The organism is Lentzea sp. NPDC051208 (assembly GCF_040682435.1).
Taxonomy (GTDB): domain Bacteria; phylum Actinomycetota; class Actinomycetes; order Mycobacteriales; family Pseudonocardiaceae; genus Lentzea; species Lentzea kristufekii.
On record NZ_JBFBAW010000021.1, the window covers coordinates 1 to 15,233 of the forward strand.

General features: G+C 69.7%; 15 protein-coding genes. 10 read left to right on the forward strand and 5 right to left on the reverse strand.

All coding sequences use genetic code 11. The annotated features are described in order from the left end of the window. The first annotated feature begins 571 nt into the window (after nt 1-571). Nucleotides 572-2,113 (forward strand): dGTP triphosphohydrolase, encoded by a 1,542-nt coding sequence (gene dgt, locus AB0M48_RS37235; protein ID WP_363851264.1) that lies wholly within the window; start codon nt 572-574, stop codon nt 2,111-2,113. Between the two features lie 147 nt (nt 2,114-2,260). Continuing rightward, the gene (locus AB0M48_RS37240) at nt 2,261-5,053 is read left to right on the forward strand and encodes a S8 family serine peptidase (protein WP_363851267.1); all 2,793 of its coding nucleotides are present in this window, start codon (nt 2,261-2,263) and stop codon (nt 5,051-5,053) included. 133 nt (nt 5,054-5,186) lie between these two features. Here the strand turns inward: AB0M48_RS37240 and AB0M48_RS37245 are convergent, their stop codons facing one another. Then, nucleotides 5,187-5,813 (reverse strand): hypothetical protein, encoded by a 627-nt coding sequence (locus AB0M48_RS37245; RefSeq protein ID WP_319990270.1) that lies wholly within the window; start codon nt 5,811-5,813, stop codon nt 5,187-5,189. Between the two features lie 601 nt (nt 5,814-6,414). On the opposite strand from AB0M48_RS37245, the gene AB0M48_RS37250 reads away from it, so the two are divergent. Continuing rightward, complete coding sequence (locus tag AB0M48_RS37250) at nt 6,415-7,095, forward strand: acVLRF1 family peptidyl-tRNA hydrolase (protein WP_363851269.1); 681 nt, start codon at nt 6,415-6,417, stop codon at nt 7,093-7,095. A 129-nt stretch (nt 7,096-7,224) separates the two neighbouring features. Here AB0M48_RS37250 and AB0M48_RS37255 read toward each other — a convergent pair whose 3' ends face one another. After that, nucleotides 7,225-7,509 (reverse strand): hypothetical protein, encoded by a 285-nt coding sequence (locus AB0M48_RS37255; RefSeq protein ID WP_363851272.1) that lies wholly within the window; start codon nt 7,507-7,509, stop codon nt 7,225-7,227. Nucleotides 7,510-7,529: 20 nt separating this feature from the next. Here AB0M48_RS37255 and AB0M48_RS37260 point away from each other — a divergent pair, with 20 nt between their 5' ends. From AB0M48_RS37260 to AB0M48_RS37270, 3 genes are read left to right on the forward strand one after another with little or no spacing between them, the layout of a single operon-like run. Further along, nucleotides 7,530-8,033, forward strand: a complete 504-nt coding sequence (locus tag AB0M48_RS37260) for a SigE family RNA polymerase sigma factor (protein ID WP_363851613.1) — start codon at nt 7,530-7,532, stop codon at nt 8,031-8,033. Continuing rightward, entirely contained in the window at nt 8,033-8,497 is a 465-nt protein-coding gene (locus tag AB0M48_RS37265; protein WP_363851275.1) for a hypothetical protein, read from the forward strand. Before AB0M48_RS37260 ends, AB0M48_RS37265 begins: the two co-directional genes overlap by 1 nt. 16 nt (nt 8,498-8,513) lie before the next feature. Continuing rightward, complete coding sequence (locus AB0M48_RS37270) at nt 8,514-8,990, forward strand: GNAT family N-acetyltransferase (RefSeq protein WP_363851278.1); 477 nt, start codon at nt 8,514-8,516, stop codon at nt 8,988-8,990. Here the strand turns inward: AB0M48_RS37270 and AB0M48_RS37275 are convergent. After that, the gene (locus AB0M48_RS37275) at nt 8,956-9,540 is read right to left on the reverse strand and encodes an NAD(P)H-binding protein (protein ID WP_363851280.1); all 585 of its coding nucleotides are present in this window, start codon (nt 9,538-9,540) and stop codon (nt 8,956-8,958) included. The two genes, AB0M48_RS37270 and AB0M48_RS37275, sit on opposite strands and share 35 nt — an antisense overlap. Next, a complete protein-coding gene (locus AB0M48_RS37280; RefSeq protein WP_363851283.1) occupies nt 9,537-10,418 on the reverse strand; it encodes an EamA family transporter in 882 nt (293 codons plus the stop codon). Before AB0M48_RS37280 ends, AB0M48_RS37275 begins: the two co-directional genes overlap by 4 nt. A gap of 80 nt (nt 10,419-10,498) precedes the next feature. On the opposite strand from AB0M48_RS37280, the gene AB0M48_RS37285 reads away from it, so the two are divergent. Then, complete coding sequence (locus tag AB0M48_RS37285; protein ID WP_363851616.1) at nt 10,499-11,386, forward strand: LysR family transcriptional regulator; 888 nt, start codon at nt 10,499-10,501, stop codon at nt 11,384-11,386. 50 nt (nt 11,387-11,436) lie between these two features. Here AB0M48_RS37285 and AB0M48_RS37290 read toward each other — a convergent pair whose 3' ends face one another. Then, on the reverse strand, nt 11,437-12,201 hold the full coding sequence (locus AB0M48_RS37290) for an SDR family oxidoreductase (protein ID WP_363851286.1): 765 nt from the start codon (nt 12,199-12,201) through the stop codon (nt 11,437-11,439). A gap of 146 nt (nt 12,202-12,347) precedes the next feature. On the opposite strand from AB0M48_RS37290, the gene AB0M48_RS37295 reads away from it, so the two are divergent. The 3 genes from AB0M48_RS37295 (at nt 12,348) to AB0M48_RS37305 (ending at nt 15,232) form a co-directional block, all read left to right on the forward strand. Continuing rightward, complete coding sequence (locus AB0M48_RS37295) at nt 12,348-13,976, forward strand: ABC-F family ATP-binding cassette domain-containing protein (protein ID WP_363851289.1); 1,629 nt, start codon at nt 12,348-12,350, stop codon at nt 13,974-13,976. 117 nt (nt 13,977-14,093) lie between these two features. Further along, nucleotides 14,094-14,360: a helix-turn-helix domain-containing protein gene (locus AB0M48_RS37300; protein ID WP_256238768.1), complete on the forward strand. Its 267-nt coding sequence runs from the start codon at nt 14,094-14,096 to the stop codon at nt 14,358-14,360. Between the two features lie 59 nt (nt 14,361-14,419). Further along, on the forward strand, nt 14,420-15,232 hold the full coding sequence (locus AB0M48_RS37305) for an enoyl-CoA hydratase/isomerase family protein (RefSeq protein WP_319990262.1): 813 nt from the start codon (nt 14,420-14,422) through the stop codon (nt 15,230-15,232). Nucleotide 15,233 lies beyond the last annotated feature (1 nt).

Consider the following 15,233-nt stretch of genomic DNA (forward strand, 5'->3'; position numbering starts at 1 on the left):
GTACTGCACTGGTTACGGTGTGGGAGAGTAGGTCGCCGCCGAACTTAATTTGCCCTGCGGGTTGAGCGCCACAAGCGCTCCCCGCAGGGCTTTTTTTGCGTTCGCCGACCCCGGCACGATCCTCAGCGCCGGCGCCCTGGCCAGCCCTTCGGCGACCACCATCCAGGATGACCCTGCTGACTGGCGTGCTCGACGCACCCAATAGGTCGCGTCGGCGAACTCCCTGACACGCATCCCAGCAGAACTCGCTAACGCGCATCCAGCGGCGCCTACGGCCCCGCCAGCCCCTTGGCGGGCAGTCAACGAAACCCGCAGTCGAGCTCCTCGGGGCCATCCGAGCAACATGCTCACCAGCTATCTGAGACCAGCTGCCCAATGGCATCCACCGAGGGCTCTCACTCAATCGGGTGATCGATGGCCTGATTCGGCTCCTGCTCCCTCTAGTAGTCAAATATCCGAGGGGGTGTCACAAAACCATGGTCATCTTCGCCGCGCAATGAGGAGGACGCGTGGGGCGCCGAGGCTCCTGGCTGCCCAGTACCTCTAGAGGCCGCCCGGTACCTTCTGCACCATGCACAACGAGCAACGCACCGCCCGCCGATCAGCTGGAGTGGGCAGGACCGCAGACCTCGCCACGAACCCGTTCCGGGTCGACCGCGACCGTGTGGCGAGCTCCCCGTTCTTCGCGAGGCTCGGTGGTGTCACCCAGGTCGTCAGCTCCACCGGCTCGGGCCTGCTCGTGCACAACCGCCTCACCCACAGCCTCAAGGTCGCCCAGGCCGCGCGCGCCATCGCCGAACGCCTGACCACCCGCCCCGAGCTGACCGCGGTGCTCGAGAAGCTGGGAGGGTGCGACCCCGACGTCGTCGAGGCCGCCGCCCTCGCGCACGACCTGGGGCACCCGCCCTTCGGGCACCTGGGGGAGCAGGTGCTCGACCGGCTGGCCCGGCACAGGTTCGGGTTGCCGGACGGGTTCGAGGGCAACGCGCAGTCGTTCCGGATCGTCACGACCACGGACGTGCGGGGGCCCAAGGCGCTCGGCCTCGACCTGACCGTGGCGGTGCGGGCGGCGATGCTGAAGTACCCGTGGACGCGTCACCAGCCGCTCGGCCTGCCGGTCGCGCCGCGTGGTGCGGCCGAGCCGGACGACATGCCGGGCACCGGCAGTTCGAAGTTTTCCGCGTACGTGACGGAGATCGACGACCTGCGGCAGGCGCGCGAGCCGTTCGAGGGGCGCGTCGAGTCGTGGCAGCAGACCGTCGAGGCGAGCGTCATGGACACTGCGGACGACATCGCGTACGCGATCCACGACCTGGAGGACTTCCATCGGGTCGGGGTGTTGCAGCACGCGACGGTCGCCGCCGAGCTCGGCACGTGGCAGGCGCAGGCGCTCGACCTCGCCGGGTTGAGCGACGCTGAGCTGAATGCCGAGATCCGGATGCCGGGGCGGTCGCTGGAGACGCTCCGCAGGCGCATGCACCTCAAGGACTCCTGGGTGATGAGCGACGAGGCGTTCGCGATGGCGGTGCGGAAGGTGAGCAAGGAACTCGTCGACGGGCTGCTGTCGGTGCCGTTCGACGGGTCTGTCGAGGCCGAGCAGGCGGTTGCCGGGTTCAGTGCTCGGTGGACGCGCCGGCTCGTGGACGCGGTCGGGGTGATCGAGGAGCCCACGCCGCGGTCCGGGCACGTGGTGCTGGCGGTCCCGCAGTGGCACGAGGTGCAGGTGTTGAAGTTCGTGCACCGCCGGTTCGTGCTGCTGCGGCCGGATCTGGCTTTGCACCAACGTGGACAGGCGCGTCTGCTCGGGTCGCTCGTGGACGCGCTGGAGCAGTGGGTGACCGACCGGGCCGAGGCGGATCGGTTGCCGCGCAGGCTGCACGACCTTGTGGAGCTGGCCGAAACGGAGTACGCGGCGCTCGCCCGGACGGAGCCGTCCACATTGGTCGGTGCCGCCGGTGAGCTGCCCGTTGGTCCTGATGCCGTAAGGGGGTTGGCGCGTGGGCGTGCGGTCGTCGACTTCGTCGCGTCGCTCACCGACAACCAGGCAGCCGCACTGCTGGAAGCACTTTCCGGGCGAACCGGTCAGTTGTGGACTGACGCGTTTGTTCTGTGAAGTGTGATTGCGTCTGCTAAGTGGGAAGTAGCCCAATCGGATGCTGACTGTGATCAGGCAAGCACCATACGTTGGCGCCTCGACCGGGAATCGCCGGTCGCACGCCGCGTGCTCGGGGGCACGCCAACGTTCGGGGGAGAGACTCCTGTGCGCCGATCTCGAAGAGGCACGACCTTAGTCACCGCAGGTACCGCAGTTCTTCTGGCCGCTCTCACCGCAGTCACGCCGGCGTCCGCCGATCCGGGCAAGGCGTCCAAGTCCATCAGCGACCGCACGGCGGCGCAGATCTCCGCGCTGCAGAGCATCAAGAAGTCGCTCACCCCAGCTGAGTCCAAAGTGGACAGCGCACTCGTGGTTGAGGCGCGCAAGCGCGTCTCAACTGGTACCACGAGCGCCCTTCCGCAGGTGCAGACCGGCGTTGCCGTGACGCCGAAGGCCACCACGCTCGTGGACATCCGTGTCAAGCAGTACTCGGAGGACCTGGTCAACGCTGTCCGCGCGGCGGGTGGACAGATCCGGGCAGTGTCGCCCGAGCACCGCACCGTGCGCGCGGAGGTCCCGGTCGCGAAGATCGCCGAGATCGCCGGGCGCTCCGACGTCGCCCGCGTCGAGCCGGGCAGTGACGCGATGACGCAGGACGTCAAGAACAAGCGGGACGACAAGGCCCGCAGGCAGGCTCCGTCCAAAGAGGACAAGTCCAGGGAGATCGAGCGCCGGCTCTCGGAGAAGCAGCTCTCCGTCCAGGCCGCCAAGGTCGCGGAGAGCGACAAGGCGCACAACGCCGAGGCGGCACGTGCTTCCTTCCGCGTGACCGGTGTCGGCGTGAAGCTCTGCGCGCTGTCGGACGGCGTGGGTTCGCTGGCCGTGTCGCAGGCCTCCGGCGAACTGCCGGCCGTCGACATCGTGCCGGGCCAGGCGGGTTCCGGTGACGAGGGCACCGCGATGCTCGAGATCCTCCACGACCTCGCGCCCAACGCCGAACTCGGCTTCGCCACGGCGTTCAACGGTGACGCGAGCTTCGCGGACAACATCAAGAAGCTGCGCTTCGACCTCGGCTGCGACGTCATCGTCGACGACGTCATCTACTTCAACGAGTCGCCGTTCCAGGACGGCATCATCGCGCGCGCCGTGGACGCGGTCGTCGCCGACGGCGCTATGTTCTTCTCCAGCGCGGGCAACCAGGGCAACGTCGTGGACGGCACCTCCGGCCACTACGAGGGCGAGTTCGTCGACTCGGGTGTGGGCGTCGGCAAGTTCGCCGGTTCCGCGCACGACTTCAACCCGGACACCAACGCCAAGCAGCTGTTCAACCCGCTGTCGAACTTCTCCGGCGACACCCCGGTGGTGCTGCACTGGGCCGACCCGCTCGGCCAGTCGGCCAACGACTACGACCTCTACCTGGTCAACGCCCAAGGCAACGTTGTCACGTTCAGCCAGAACAACCAGGACGGGGCGCAGGACCCGTACGAGCGCATCAACACCCCGTCGAGCTCGACCGGGACGCGCCTCGCGGTCGTGAAGTACCGCGGTGACGACAAGTACTTCGCGCTGTCGCTGTTCGGTGGCCGGTTCGCCGACACCAACGACGGCCTCAAGAAGTACGTCACGCCGGGCACCACTCGCGGCCACTCGTCGGCCAAGGGCGCGATCTCGGTCGCGGCCGCACCCGCCGCGGCGGCACTGCCGTTCGACCTCGAACCGGGCGACCCCGCCAACCCGAAGGGCCCGTACCCCAACGCCTTCGACGGCACGCAGAAGCCGGAGCGCTTCACCTCCGACGGACCGCGCAGGACGTTCTTCGCACCGGACGGCTCGCCGCTCGCCGAGACCCGGCAGAAGCCGGACATCACCGCGGCCGACGGCGTCACCACGTCGGTGCCGGGCTTCGCGCCGTTCTACGGCACGTCAGCCTCTGCTCCGAACGCCGCCGCGATCGCCGGTCTGATCCTGTCGGGCAACCCGACGCTGACGCCCGCCGAGGTCAGGGAAGCCCTTGTGACGACGGCGATCGACATCGTCGAGTCCGGTGTGGACAACCGCACCGGCGCCGGCATCGTGATGGCCGACCGCGCCCTGCAGTACACGGGTGCGTCGCCGCAGGCACTGGCCCGCGCGCAGAAGCCGACGATCGTCAACGACGCCGACGGAAGCGCTTTCCTCAAGCCGGGCACGACTGCCACGGTGACGGTGCCGGTGGCCAACAACGGTGACGGCTCGGCCGCGTCGACCTCGGTCGTGCTGTCGACGACGTCGCCCGGCGTGACCATCGCGCCGCGCTCCAAGTACTACGGCAACATCGACCCGGGCCAGACCGTCAGCAACACCTACAAGGTGACCGTGCCGGCCTCGGCCGCGCTCGGTTCGGCGGTCAAGCTCGACGCACGCGTGACGTACGCGGGCTCGACGTCCCCGACGACCAGTTCGTTCACGCTCCGCGTGGGTGAGCCGGCGCGCGACTTCAAGTCGTTCGCGTACACCGGCGCGCCGGTCGCCATCCCGGACAACGACCAGACCGGCGTCTCCATCCCGCTGCCGGTGACGGGCGTCGGCGCGGCGTCGAACCTGAAGTTCTCCGTGGACGGCGCGACGTGCTCGACCACCGAGGGCTCGACGACGGTCGGCGTCGACCACACCTTCGTCGGCGACCTGGTGGGCACGCTCACCTCGCCGTCCGGCAAGTCCGTGACGCTGTTCTCGCGGGCGGGCGGCACCGGCAACAACATCTGCCAGGCCGTGTTCGACGACGCCGCCACGACGCCGTTCTCGAGCGTGACGAGCGCCAACGCGCCGTTCACCGGCTCGTGGAAGGCGGGTGCGCCGCTGTCCTCGCTGACCGCGGACCCCGTCGACGGCACGTGGGTGTTCAAGGTCGCCGACGTCGTGGGCTCCGACCGCGGTTCGATCCGCTCGGTGACCCTCAGCGTCGCCGGCTGGGTCTGATGACCTGAGCTCGACCGAACGGAAGGCCCCCGGCTCGCGAGCCGGGGGCCTTCTTCATGCCGAACTGGAACCTGAACGACGAAAGGGGCGCCTCCCGGATCGGGAAGCGCCCCTCAAGCCTGTCCGAGCACTGCTAGCGGTTCGGCCACTCCCACCGGATGCCGAACACACCAGGACCGAACCCGAGCGCCACGGCGTGCACGCCGCCACCCGAGTCCAGGGTGAGGTTGCGACGCCGCGAGGGCGTCTCGTCACCCGCGGGCACGCTGTACTGCTGCACACGCGAAGGCAGGTTCGTCTCGTCGAACCTGACCTCGATCACGTACTCGCGCACCGGCAGCCGGAACTTGCGCGCGAACGTGTTGTTGCCCTTGGGGGCGTGGCCCTCGGGGAACACCAGCTGGTATTCCATGATGAGGGTCTCGCCGCGGGTGAGCGGCCGTTCGAACATCATCTCCGCGACCATGATGTTGGCCTCGTGGTCACGGGCGATGCGGCCGAGGTGGCAGTTGCGCACGTTCAGGATTTCGGGGAGCACGTCGGACTCCTCGGTCTCGAACACGAGCGCCCAGCGGTCGGGCCCGTCCTGCTCAGCGCGGAGGATCTGCCGCACCCACACGGATTTCTGCCCGCCGTCGGCAGAGATCTCGATGCGGTCGTGCTGGCTGATCCGGCCGAGCTTGAGGTCAGAGGACGTGTCGACCTTCGAGAGCAGGTTCGCGACCCGCTCCCTTCGCGCCCACAGGGCGTCGATCGGCATCATGGTCGTCGGGCGGCAACGGCGACCTCGCGGACGAGGTGGACCGAGCAACGCCGACAGACCCGACTGAGGCACTCCCAGAACCGACTCGAGGTGCCGCAGCGCCTCCAGTGATTCAGGGCGTTCAGGCCTTCGTCGTCCTGACTGCCAGTAGCTGAGCGTCGCGACGCTGATCGTCACTCCGCGCAGTGCCAACCGGTGCTGGATGCGGTCGAGACTGAGTCGGCTAGCCTTGATCGCCGCCCTCAACGCTTCCGGGAACGGTCCCGTCGTCAAGAGTTGCGTAAGGCTGCCGTGGCCCGTTGAGTCAGTGTCGTCAACGGTCAGTGTTGGTCGACCGGCAGCAGTCGTCATGGTGACTCCCCGCTGTCATAAGATCACGCCCCAGTGACCCTACCCGTCCGTGAACATCGCTGGTCGGAGCCGGATGGAGTCAATGGTTAATCCATACGGTTGATGAGTTCACGCTTTCGAGACTCATCTGTCAAGTGAATCGAACCCATCAGTAACATCTGTGTGCCGTTCACGGCCTGTGTCGGACCGGTTCTACTGCGTGCACGATGATCGGCCTCGGTCACGGGGGCCAGGGGGTGGCGGCCAGGTGAGCAGGGTGCGTCCGGTGCCCGGTGGACGGGCCGTCGAGGTCGAGCCGGAACGGGTCCTCGGCTGGATCGACCGGTTCACGGACCGGCACGGCGCGATCACCGTCCGAGTGGCCGAAGCCGAGGTCGTCATCACCGCCGAGGACGGCGCGACGGCCACGTTCACGACGCGCGGTGGCACCTCTCTGCGTGAAGTGGTCGAGAAGTTGACGGAGCCCCGGAGGATCGGGCTGGTTCTCGTGCGGCTCGGCGGCCACAGCGTCGGGGTGGCGTCCGGCGGCAAGGTCGAGGTGTCGGCCACGGACCGCAAGCAGGTCCACGGCCGCATCCGGGCCGGCGGGTGGTCGCAGCAGCGGTTCGCCCGGCGCCGCGAGGGACAGGCCAGGGTCGCGCTGCAGGCCGCCGCGGACGACGTGGCCAGGGTGCTCGTGCCGCGGCTCGCCGAACTCGACAGCGTCGTGCTGGGCGGCGACTGGCAGGCACTGGACGTGCTGCGCGACGACCGCAGGCTCGCGGGCGTCTTCAGCAAGGCCGAGGACCGCGTGCTGGACGTGCCGGAGCCCCGGCGGACGGTCCTCGACGAGGCCGCCGAACGCGCCCGCTGCGTCGAGATCGTGATCCAGGACACACGGACAACCGGACGGGAGCCCGGCCGCATGGATACGGGTGAGGGTGCCTGATCCTGGCGCCACCGACCTGCTGGAGCTGCAAGTGCGCAAACGAATGGTGATCGTGGCCGGAGCGGTCGCGCTGGGTGCCATCGGCATCGCGGTGCCCGCCCTCGCGCTGAGTGGCGGCGACCGTGCGCCTCAGCCCACGACGTCGGCTCCGCAGCCGCCCACCTCGACCATGACCGAGGCGCCGTCGACCACGGTGCTGCCGCCGACGTCGTCCAGGCCCGAGGTCACGCCGACCGCCGTGCCGCCGTCGTCCACCGCGCCGCAGTACCCGCCCACGACCGTGCTGCCGACGTCGTCGTCGAAGCCGGTGCACGCGCCGACGACGGCGCCCCCGTCGGTCCTGCCGACGCCGACGGTCAGCCACGGCCCGACGACCTGGACCCCGCCCGCCACGACGCCGGTCCCGTCGACCACGGCCCGGTAGGGAGTCTCCTCTGAACTGGGAGGCCGAGTTCACCGACTGCTTCGACCGGTACGCCGACTCGACGCGGTTCACCGCGTTCTTGTTGTGCGGGAACTGGCACGAGGCGGAAGACCTCATGCAGTCGGGGTTCTTGAAGCTGTACCTGGCCGGTCCGAAGCTCTCGGACCGGTCGGGGCTGGAGCCGTACCTGCGTCAGATCGTCGTGCGGACGTTCCTCGCGGAACGCCGCAAGGTGCGGTGGCGCAGGGAGAAGCTGACCGACGCACCCCCAGAGGGCCTGTCCTCCGTCGCCGGGACGGAGGACAGGCTCGTGGTGTGGCAGGCGCTCACCGCCGTGCCCGCACGGCAACGCGCTGTCCTCGTGCTGCGCTTTTGGCACGATCTGAGCGTCGAGGACACGGCGGCGGCGCTGAACTGCTCGACGGGCACGGTGAAGTCGCAGACCAGCAAGGGCCTGGAGACGTTGCGGCGCAAGCTCGGGCCGGAGTTCGACCACTTGAGGCTGGAGGTGTGATGGTTCGCGAGGACGACCTGCGGGCGACTTTCTCCGCTCTGCACCAGGAAGAGGCGCCGCCGCGGGCCACCACGGCAGCCGAGGTGATCCAGCGCGGCCAGGCCGTGCGGTCCCGGCGCCGCACCATCGCGGTGGTCGGCAGCGGGCTCGCGACCGTGGGGGTCGTGGCGGTGGCGCTCGCCGTGCTGCCGGCCGCCGCACCCACGGAGCCGGCGACACCGGGACCGTCGTCGACGACGTCGAGGGTTCCGCCGACCACGTCGCAGCCTTCCGTGGAACCGACGCCGACGGTGAGCCCGTCCAGTTCGCATGCGCCGCAGACACCGCCGGTCCGGTCGACGACGCCGCTCGGCTCCACGACGCCGCCGGCAGGCCCGGCGTCGAAGCCGGGAACGCCGCCGACGTCCGTGCCTCCGACCTCGTCGTCCTCCAGCATTCATTCGGTGCCGCAGACCTCTCGCTGAGCGGCATGATCCGGCCATGAGCGCTCAGATCCGCCTGGTCGAGATCACCGATGCCAATCGCGACGCCGTGGTGGCCGTGCGCGTGCATCCCGCGCAGGAGCGGTTCGTCGCATCCGTCGAGAAGTCCTTCGTGCACGCGCGGGAGAGCCCCGAGGCCAAGCCGTGGTTCCGCGCGGTCTACGACGGCGACGTGCCGGTCGGGTTCGTGATGCTGAGCTGGAACACCGTTCCCGGGCCCGGACTGCTCGGGCCGTACTTCCTGTGGCGGCTGCTCGTGGGCGCCGGGCACCAGGGGCGCGGTTACGGCCGCGCGATCCTGAACGAGGTCGTGGCGTTGCTGAAGGCCGCCGGGGCCACCGAGCTGCTCACCAGCTGCGTGCCGGGGCAGGGGTCGCCCGAGCCGTTCTACCGCGGGTTCGGGTTCGTGCCCACCGGGGAGGTCGACGACGACGGCGAGGTCATCCTGCGGCTGGACCTCGGCTCGCGACCGTGAAGTGCCGGTCCGTGCCGGGAGTCTCCAGCTCGTCGAGCACCGCCACGGCGAGGTCCTCCGCCGAGATCGCGGACGGACCGGTCAGCAGCTCGTCCGTGCCGCGCCGGTAGGAGCCGGTGCGCTCGCCGGGTTCGAGCAGCGCGGGCGGGCTCAGGTACACCCAGTCGGCCCGGTGGGCGCGGCACTCCTCCAGCTGGCGCATGCTCGCCTCGGCGACGGGACGGATGTGCGCCGGCACGTACCGGGTGTCGTCGAGCACGAGGCCCGCGCCATCTGGTGTGCGCAGCGGTGCGGCGCCTCCGACGACGATGACCCGTGTACGTGTTGCAAGTGCCGCGTCGAGCAGCACGGTCGAGGTGACGCCCGCGGTGGCCACCACCGCACCGTCCACTCCGGACAGAACGCTGTCCATCAGTTCCCGGTCGGTGGCGTCACCGCGCACGTCGCCGGTACCGCGGGACACCGTTGTCACGTCGTGCCCGCGCCGCACCGCCTCGGCGACGACCCGCGAACCGACCATGCCGGACGCGCCGACGACTGCGATCTTCACTGGAGAACTCCTTTGGCGAGAACGGGTGCCGGTCGCTGACTGGCGACGATCGCGGCGAGGGCGAGTGCGAAACCGGTGAGCTGCACCAGGTCCAGGGTCTGGCCGAGGACGACGACGCCGAGCAGCGCGGCGACCATCGGGGACAGCAGGCCGAGCATCGAGACGGACGTGACCGGCAACGTGGTGACCGCGCGGAACCACAGGACGTAGGCGAGCAGGCCGCCGACGCCGCCGAGCCACAGGTAGCCGAGCAGCGCGGTGAGGCCGATCGCGGGTGGCGGGCCCTCGAACAGCAACGTCACCGGCACCAGGAACAGCCCGCCCGCGGTGAGCTGCCAGCCCGCGAACGCCGTCGGGCTGGTCCCGGCCGGCCTGCCCCACTTCTTCGTCAGCGTCACGCCGAGCGCCATCGTCGCGGCGCCGCCCAGCCCGGCCAGCACACCGACCAGGTCGAACCCGGCCGCCGGGCCGAGCACCACGAGCCCGACGCCCAGCATGCCGATCACGCCCCAGGCGAGCCGCCACGCGGACGGGTTCTCCCTGAGCACCCCGACCGCCAGCAGTGCCACCACGAGCGGCTGAGCGGCGCCCAGGGTGGCCGCGACGCCACCGGGCAGGCGTTCGGCCGCGATGAACAGGAACGGGAAGAACAGGCCGATGTTGAGCACGCCCAGCACAGCGGCCTTCGCCCACCACGATCCGCGCGGCAGCGTCCTGGTCAGCGCCAGCGCGATCAGTCCCGCGGGAAGCGCGCGCAGCAACCCCGCGAAGAGCGGGTGGCCCACCGGCAGCAGTTCGGTCGTGACCACGTAGGTCGAGCCCCAGACCACCGGTGCGAACGCCGCGAGCGCGGTGCGGGAGAGGTCGCTGTTTCTCACGTCGTCCAGTGTTGGCGCGCTCGATCAATGAGTCCAACACATGCTTTTCATCCGATCCATCGTGATTCAAGATGGATGCTGTGGAGCTCCAGCAGATGCGGTACGTGGTGGCGGTCGCCGAGACGGGCAGCTTCACCAAGGCCGCCCGGCAGTGCCTGGTCGTGCAGTCGGCGTTGAGCCACCAGATCGCCCGTCTCGAACGGTCGCTGGGCGCGCGGCTGTTCGAACGCACCAGCCGCAGCGTGCGGCTGACCCCGGCGGGCGCGGCGTTCCTGCCGTCCGCGCGGCAGTGCCTCGACCTGGCCGAACGGGCTGCGGCCGAGGTCGCCGCGGCGGTGGGGGAGGTGCGCGGACGGGTCGTGGTCGGCGTGATCCCGACCGTTGCCGCCGTGGACCTGCCGGCCGCGTTGAAGGTGTTCCGCGAGCGCTATCCGCAGGTGCGGGTCGCGCTGCGGATGCTGTCGAGCTACGAGCTCGTCGAGCAGGTGCGGCAGGGAGGGCTCGACCTCGCGTTCCTCGGGTTGCCGCTGGGCGTGCGGCCCGAAGGCGTGCGCGGCCGGGAACTGGCGCGCGACGAGCACGTGGCCGTGATGGCGCCGGGGCATCCGCTCGCGCGGCAGGAGTCGACGAACCTGCGGACGCTGGCCGAGGAGCTGTTCGCCGACTTCCCGGCGGGATCGCCGGGGCGGACGCAGTCGGATCAGGCCTTCTCGATCGCGGGCCTGCACCGCGAGGTCGCGTTCGAGGTGACGACCGCGGAGTTGATGGCCGGGCTGATCCGGGAGGGGCTCGCCGTGGCCGTGCTGCCGTCGCGGTACACGCCCCGGCTGAGCGGGGTGGTGACCGTGCCGATCGTGGACGGGCCTTCGCGGGTGGAGCACCTGGTGTGGAGCGCGGGCGGGCTGACGCCGGCGGCCGCGGCGTTCCTGGACGTGCTCGGAGTGCCCGAAACTGTCGGTGGTGCCTGAGAGAATGAAAGCAGGGGACCCCCTGCGGGGGACCCCTGCGTGAGCGTGGCTCAGCCCGCGGTGCCCGTGGAGAGCAGGCCGCCGTCGACCCGGACGGTCTCGCCCGTGATCCACGAGGCGCCGTCCGAGCACAGGAAAGCCACGAGGGAGGCGACGTCCTCCGGCGTGCCGAGGCGCTTCATCGGGTACTGCTGCGCGGCTTCCTCCTCGCGGCCGACGTAGAGCGCCTCCGCGAACTTCGTCTTCACCACGGCGGGCGCGACGGCGTTCACGCGCACCTTCGGGCCGAGCTGCCACGCGAGTTCCTCGGTCAGGCGGATCAACGCCGCCTTGGACGCGCCGTACGCGCCGATCACGCCCGTCGACCGGATGCCGCCGATCGACGCGATGTTCACGACCGCGCCGCCGTTCTCGCCCATCCAGGCCTTCCACGCGAGCTGCACGAAACCGAGCGCGGCCACCACGTTGACGTCGAAGATCTTCTTGACGGCGTTCAGGTCTGCCTCCATCAGGAAGCCGAACTGCGGGTTGATGCCGGTGTTGTTCACGAGCACGTCGAGGCGGCCGAACTCCTCCATCGTGCGCGCCACGGCCTCTTCACGCGACGCGTCGTCGCCGGCGTTGCCCGGAACGGTGAGGACGCGGCCGCCGGTGTCGGCTTCCAGCTGCTTGGCCGCCTCGGCCAGCTGATCGGCCTTGCGGCCCGTGATCGTGACGGACGCGCCGCGGGAGAGGAGCTCGCGTGCGATGCCGTGGCCGATGCCGCGGGACGCGCCGGTGACCAGCGCGGCCTTGCCCGAGAAGTCTTCGCTCATGGCCGCAATCTATGCGTCCCGCCACACGTGGGAAATTCGATGGTGGTGATCCCGTAGGATGGGTGCGTGATCCTCCTGGAGTAGGCCGAACCGGACGTGCCATCCCTTGCCATGCCCGGCGTTGTAGTAGCTACTCGGAGTTTCTTTTGATCACCGCAACTGACATGGAGTTGCGCGCGGGTTCACGCATTCTCGTGAGCGGCGCCAACCTGCGCGTTCAGCCCGGCGACCGCATCGGCCTCGTGGGCCGCAACGGCGCCGGCAAGACCACCTCCCTGCGCGTTCTCGCCGGTGAGGGCCAGCCCTACGCCGGCACCATCATGCGCAAGGGCGCGCTCGGCTACCTGCCGCAGGACCCCCGCGAGGGCGACCTGTCGGTCATCGCCAAGGACCGGGTGCTGTCCGCGCGCGGGCTCGACCAGCTGCTCCGCGACATGGAGAAGGCCCAGTCGAAGATGGCCGAGCTGGTCGACCCGGACCAGCTCGACGTCGCCGTCGCCAAGTACGGCAAGCTCGAAGAGCGCTTCTCCTCGCTCGGCGGGTACGCCGCCGAGTCCGAGGCCGCCCGCATCTGCTCGAACCTCGGCCTGCCCGACCGGGTGCTGGCGCAGCCGCTGAGCACGCTGTCCGGTGGCCAGCGTCGCCGCGTCGAGCTGGCCCGCATCCTGTTCGCCGCGTCCGAGGCGGGCATCGGTGCCAAGTCGAGCACGATCCTGCTGATCGACGAGCCCACGAACCACCTCGACGCCGACTCGATCACGTGGCTGCGCGGCTTCCTCAAGTCGCACGACGGCGGTCTCGTCGTGATCTCGCACGACGTCGAACTGCTCGACGACGTCGTGAACAAGGTGTGGTTCCTCGACGCGATGCGCGGCGAGGTCGACATCTACAACCTCGGCTGGAAGAAGTACCTCGAAGCCCGTGCGACGGACGAGAAGCGCCGTCGCCGTGAGCGCGCCAACGCCGAGAAGAAGGCCGGCGCGCTGATGACGCAGGCCGCCAAGATGGGCGCGAAGGCCACGAAGGCCGTTGCGGCGCAGAACATGGCGAAGCGCGCCCAGAAGCTGCTCGACGGTCTCGACGACGTGCGCCAGAGCGACAAGGTCGCGAAGATCAGCTTTCCATCGCCCGCCCCGTGCGGCAAGACCCCTTTGATGGCAGAGGGTCTGAGCAAGTCCTACGGTTCGCTGGAGATCTTCACGGGCGTGGACCTCGCGGTCGACAAGGGTTCCCGCGTCGTCGTGCTCGGCTTCAACGGCGCCGGCAAGACGACGCTGCTGCGGTTGCTGGGCGGCAGCGAGAAGGCCGACGCCGGTGGTGTCGTCCCCGGTCACGGCCTGAAGATCGGCTACTTCGCGCAGGAGCACGAGACGCTCGACCACAACGCGTCGGTGTGGGAGAACATCCGCCACATGGCGCCGGACGAGCAGGAGCAGCGGCTGCGGTCGTTGCTCGGCACGTTCCTGTTCAGCGGCGAGCAGCTCGACCAGCCCGCGGGCACGTTGTCCGGTGGCGAGAAGACGCGGCTCGCGCTGGCCGGTCTGGTGTCGTCGGCGGCGAACGTGCTGCTGCTCGACGAGCCGACCAACAACCTCGACCCGGCCTCGCGCGAGCAGGTGCTCGACGCGCTGCGGCGCTACGAGGGTGCCGTCGTCCTGGTGACGCACGACCCCGGCGCGGTCGAGGCGCTGGAGCCCGAAAGGGTCATCCTGCTGCCCGACGGCACCGAGGATCACTGGTCCGAGGACTACCTCGACCTCGTTCAGCTGGCGTGATCTCCACCCGTCAAAGGACTACCGAGCGCGTTCTGTGATCAACTCAGTGTGATCGAATCGACCGTTCACCGATCTCTTTGCTTGATCACCTGGCGTTCTGCCGGATCCTGTTCGATCATTGCGACGACAGGGGCCGTCAAACGGCCCACCTGCTCGTACGGAAGGCGGGACAAGGTGGCTGACCTGAAGAAGGGTGCCCGGATCACCGGCGCCACACGGGACAAGCTGGCCGCTGACCTGAAGAAGAAGTACGAAAAGGGCGCGAGCATCCGGGCTTTGGCCGAGAGCACCGGGCGTTCCTACGGCTTCGTGCACCGGGTTCTGTCGGAATCCGGGGTCACGCTGCGCGGTCGCGGTGGCGCCACCCGGACGAAGAAGAAGTAGCCACAACTCAGACTGCTACTCTCCGGTAACTAGCTACTAGTTCGCCGGAGGTAACGACCATGCCAGTGCCTTCCATCGACGCTGGCCTGCTCGAGCGCGGTGGCGTTCGGCTCGCGATCTCGGGGCCGCGCGCGACCATCACGCTCGATCGTCCCGACGTGCTGAACGCGCAGACGCCGGCCACGTGGCAGGCGTTGCGGCACATCGGCGAACAGCTGGACCCGGACGTCCGCGTCGTGGTCGTCCGGGGCTCCGGCCGTGCCTTCTCGGCAGGGCTGGACCGGCGGATGTTCACCGGTGAGCCCGTCGACGGCGAACCCGGTGGTCTCGGCGCGATCCTGTCGCTTCCCGCTGCGGAGGCCGACGCCCGCATCGCGTCGTACCAGGCCGGGTTCACCTGGCTGCGCGATCCGGCACGCGTGACGATCGCCGCGGTGCAAGGGCATGCCATCGGCGCGGGTTTCCAGTTGGCGCTGGCGTGCGACTTCCGCGTGCTCGCCGAGGACGCGCAGTTCTGCATGGCCGAGACCGGGCTGGGTCTGGTGCCCGACCTCGGCGGCACGCTGCCGCTGGTGCGACTCGTGGGGTACTCGCGCGCGGCTGAGATGTGCGTGACCTCCCGCCGGGTGTCGGCGGAGGAATCGCTGCGGATCGGCCTCGCGAACTCCGTCGTGCCCGCGGACGGGCTCGACGGCGCCGTCGACGAGCTGGTGGCCGCCGTCCTCAAGCCGATGGCCGGTGCCGTGTCGGAGACGCTGTCGCTGATCCTTGCGGCCGCGGAGACGCCGACGGCCGAAGCACAGCTCGCGCTGGAGCGCGCCGCCCAGCTGCGCCGGCTGCAGTCCTTCGCGGCCTTGTCCGCTCAGAGCTGAA

What these genes read in the sequence shown, in the direction of transcription:
- dgt (WP_363851264.1), top strand. Translation starts at nt 572, where the DNA reads ATGCACAACGAGCAACGCACCGCCCGCCGATCAGCTGGAGTGGGCAGG.
- AB0M48_RS37245 (WP_319990270.1), bottom strand. Translation starts at nt 5,813, where the DNA reads ATGCCGATCGACGCCCTGTGGGCGCGAAGGGAGCGGGTCGCGAACCTG.
- AB0M48_RS37265 (WP_363851275.1), top strand. Translation starts at nt 8,033, where the DNA reads ATGGTTCGCGAGGACGACCTGCGGGCGACTTTCTCCGCTCTGCACCAG.
- AB0M48_RS37270 (WP_363851278.1), top strand. Translation starts at nt 8,514, where the DNA reads ATGAGCGCTCAGATCCGCCTGGTCGAGATCACCGATGCCAATCGCGAC.
- AB0M48_RS37290 (WP_363851286.1), bottom strand. Translation starts at nt 12,201, where the DNA reads ATGAGCGAAGACTTCTCGGGCAAGGCCGCGCTGGTCACCGGCGCGTCC.
- AB0M48_RS37305 (WP_319990262.1), top strand. Translation starts at nt 14,420, where the DNA reads ATGCCAGTGCCTTCCATCGACGCTGGCCTGCTCGAGCGCGGTGGCGTT.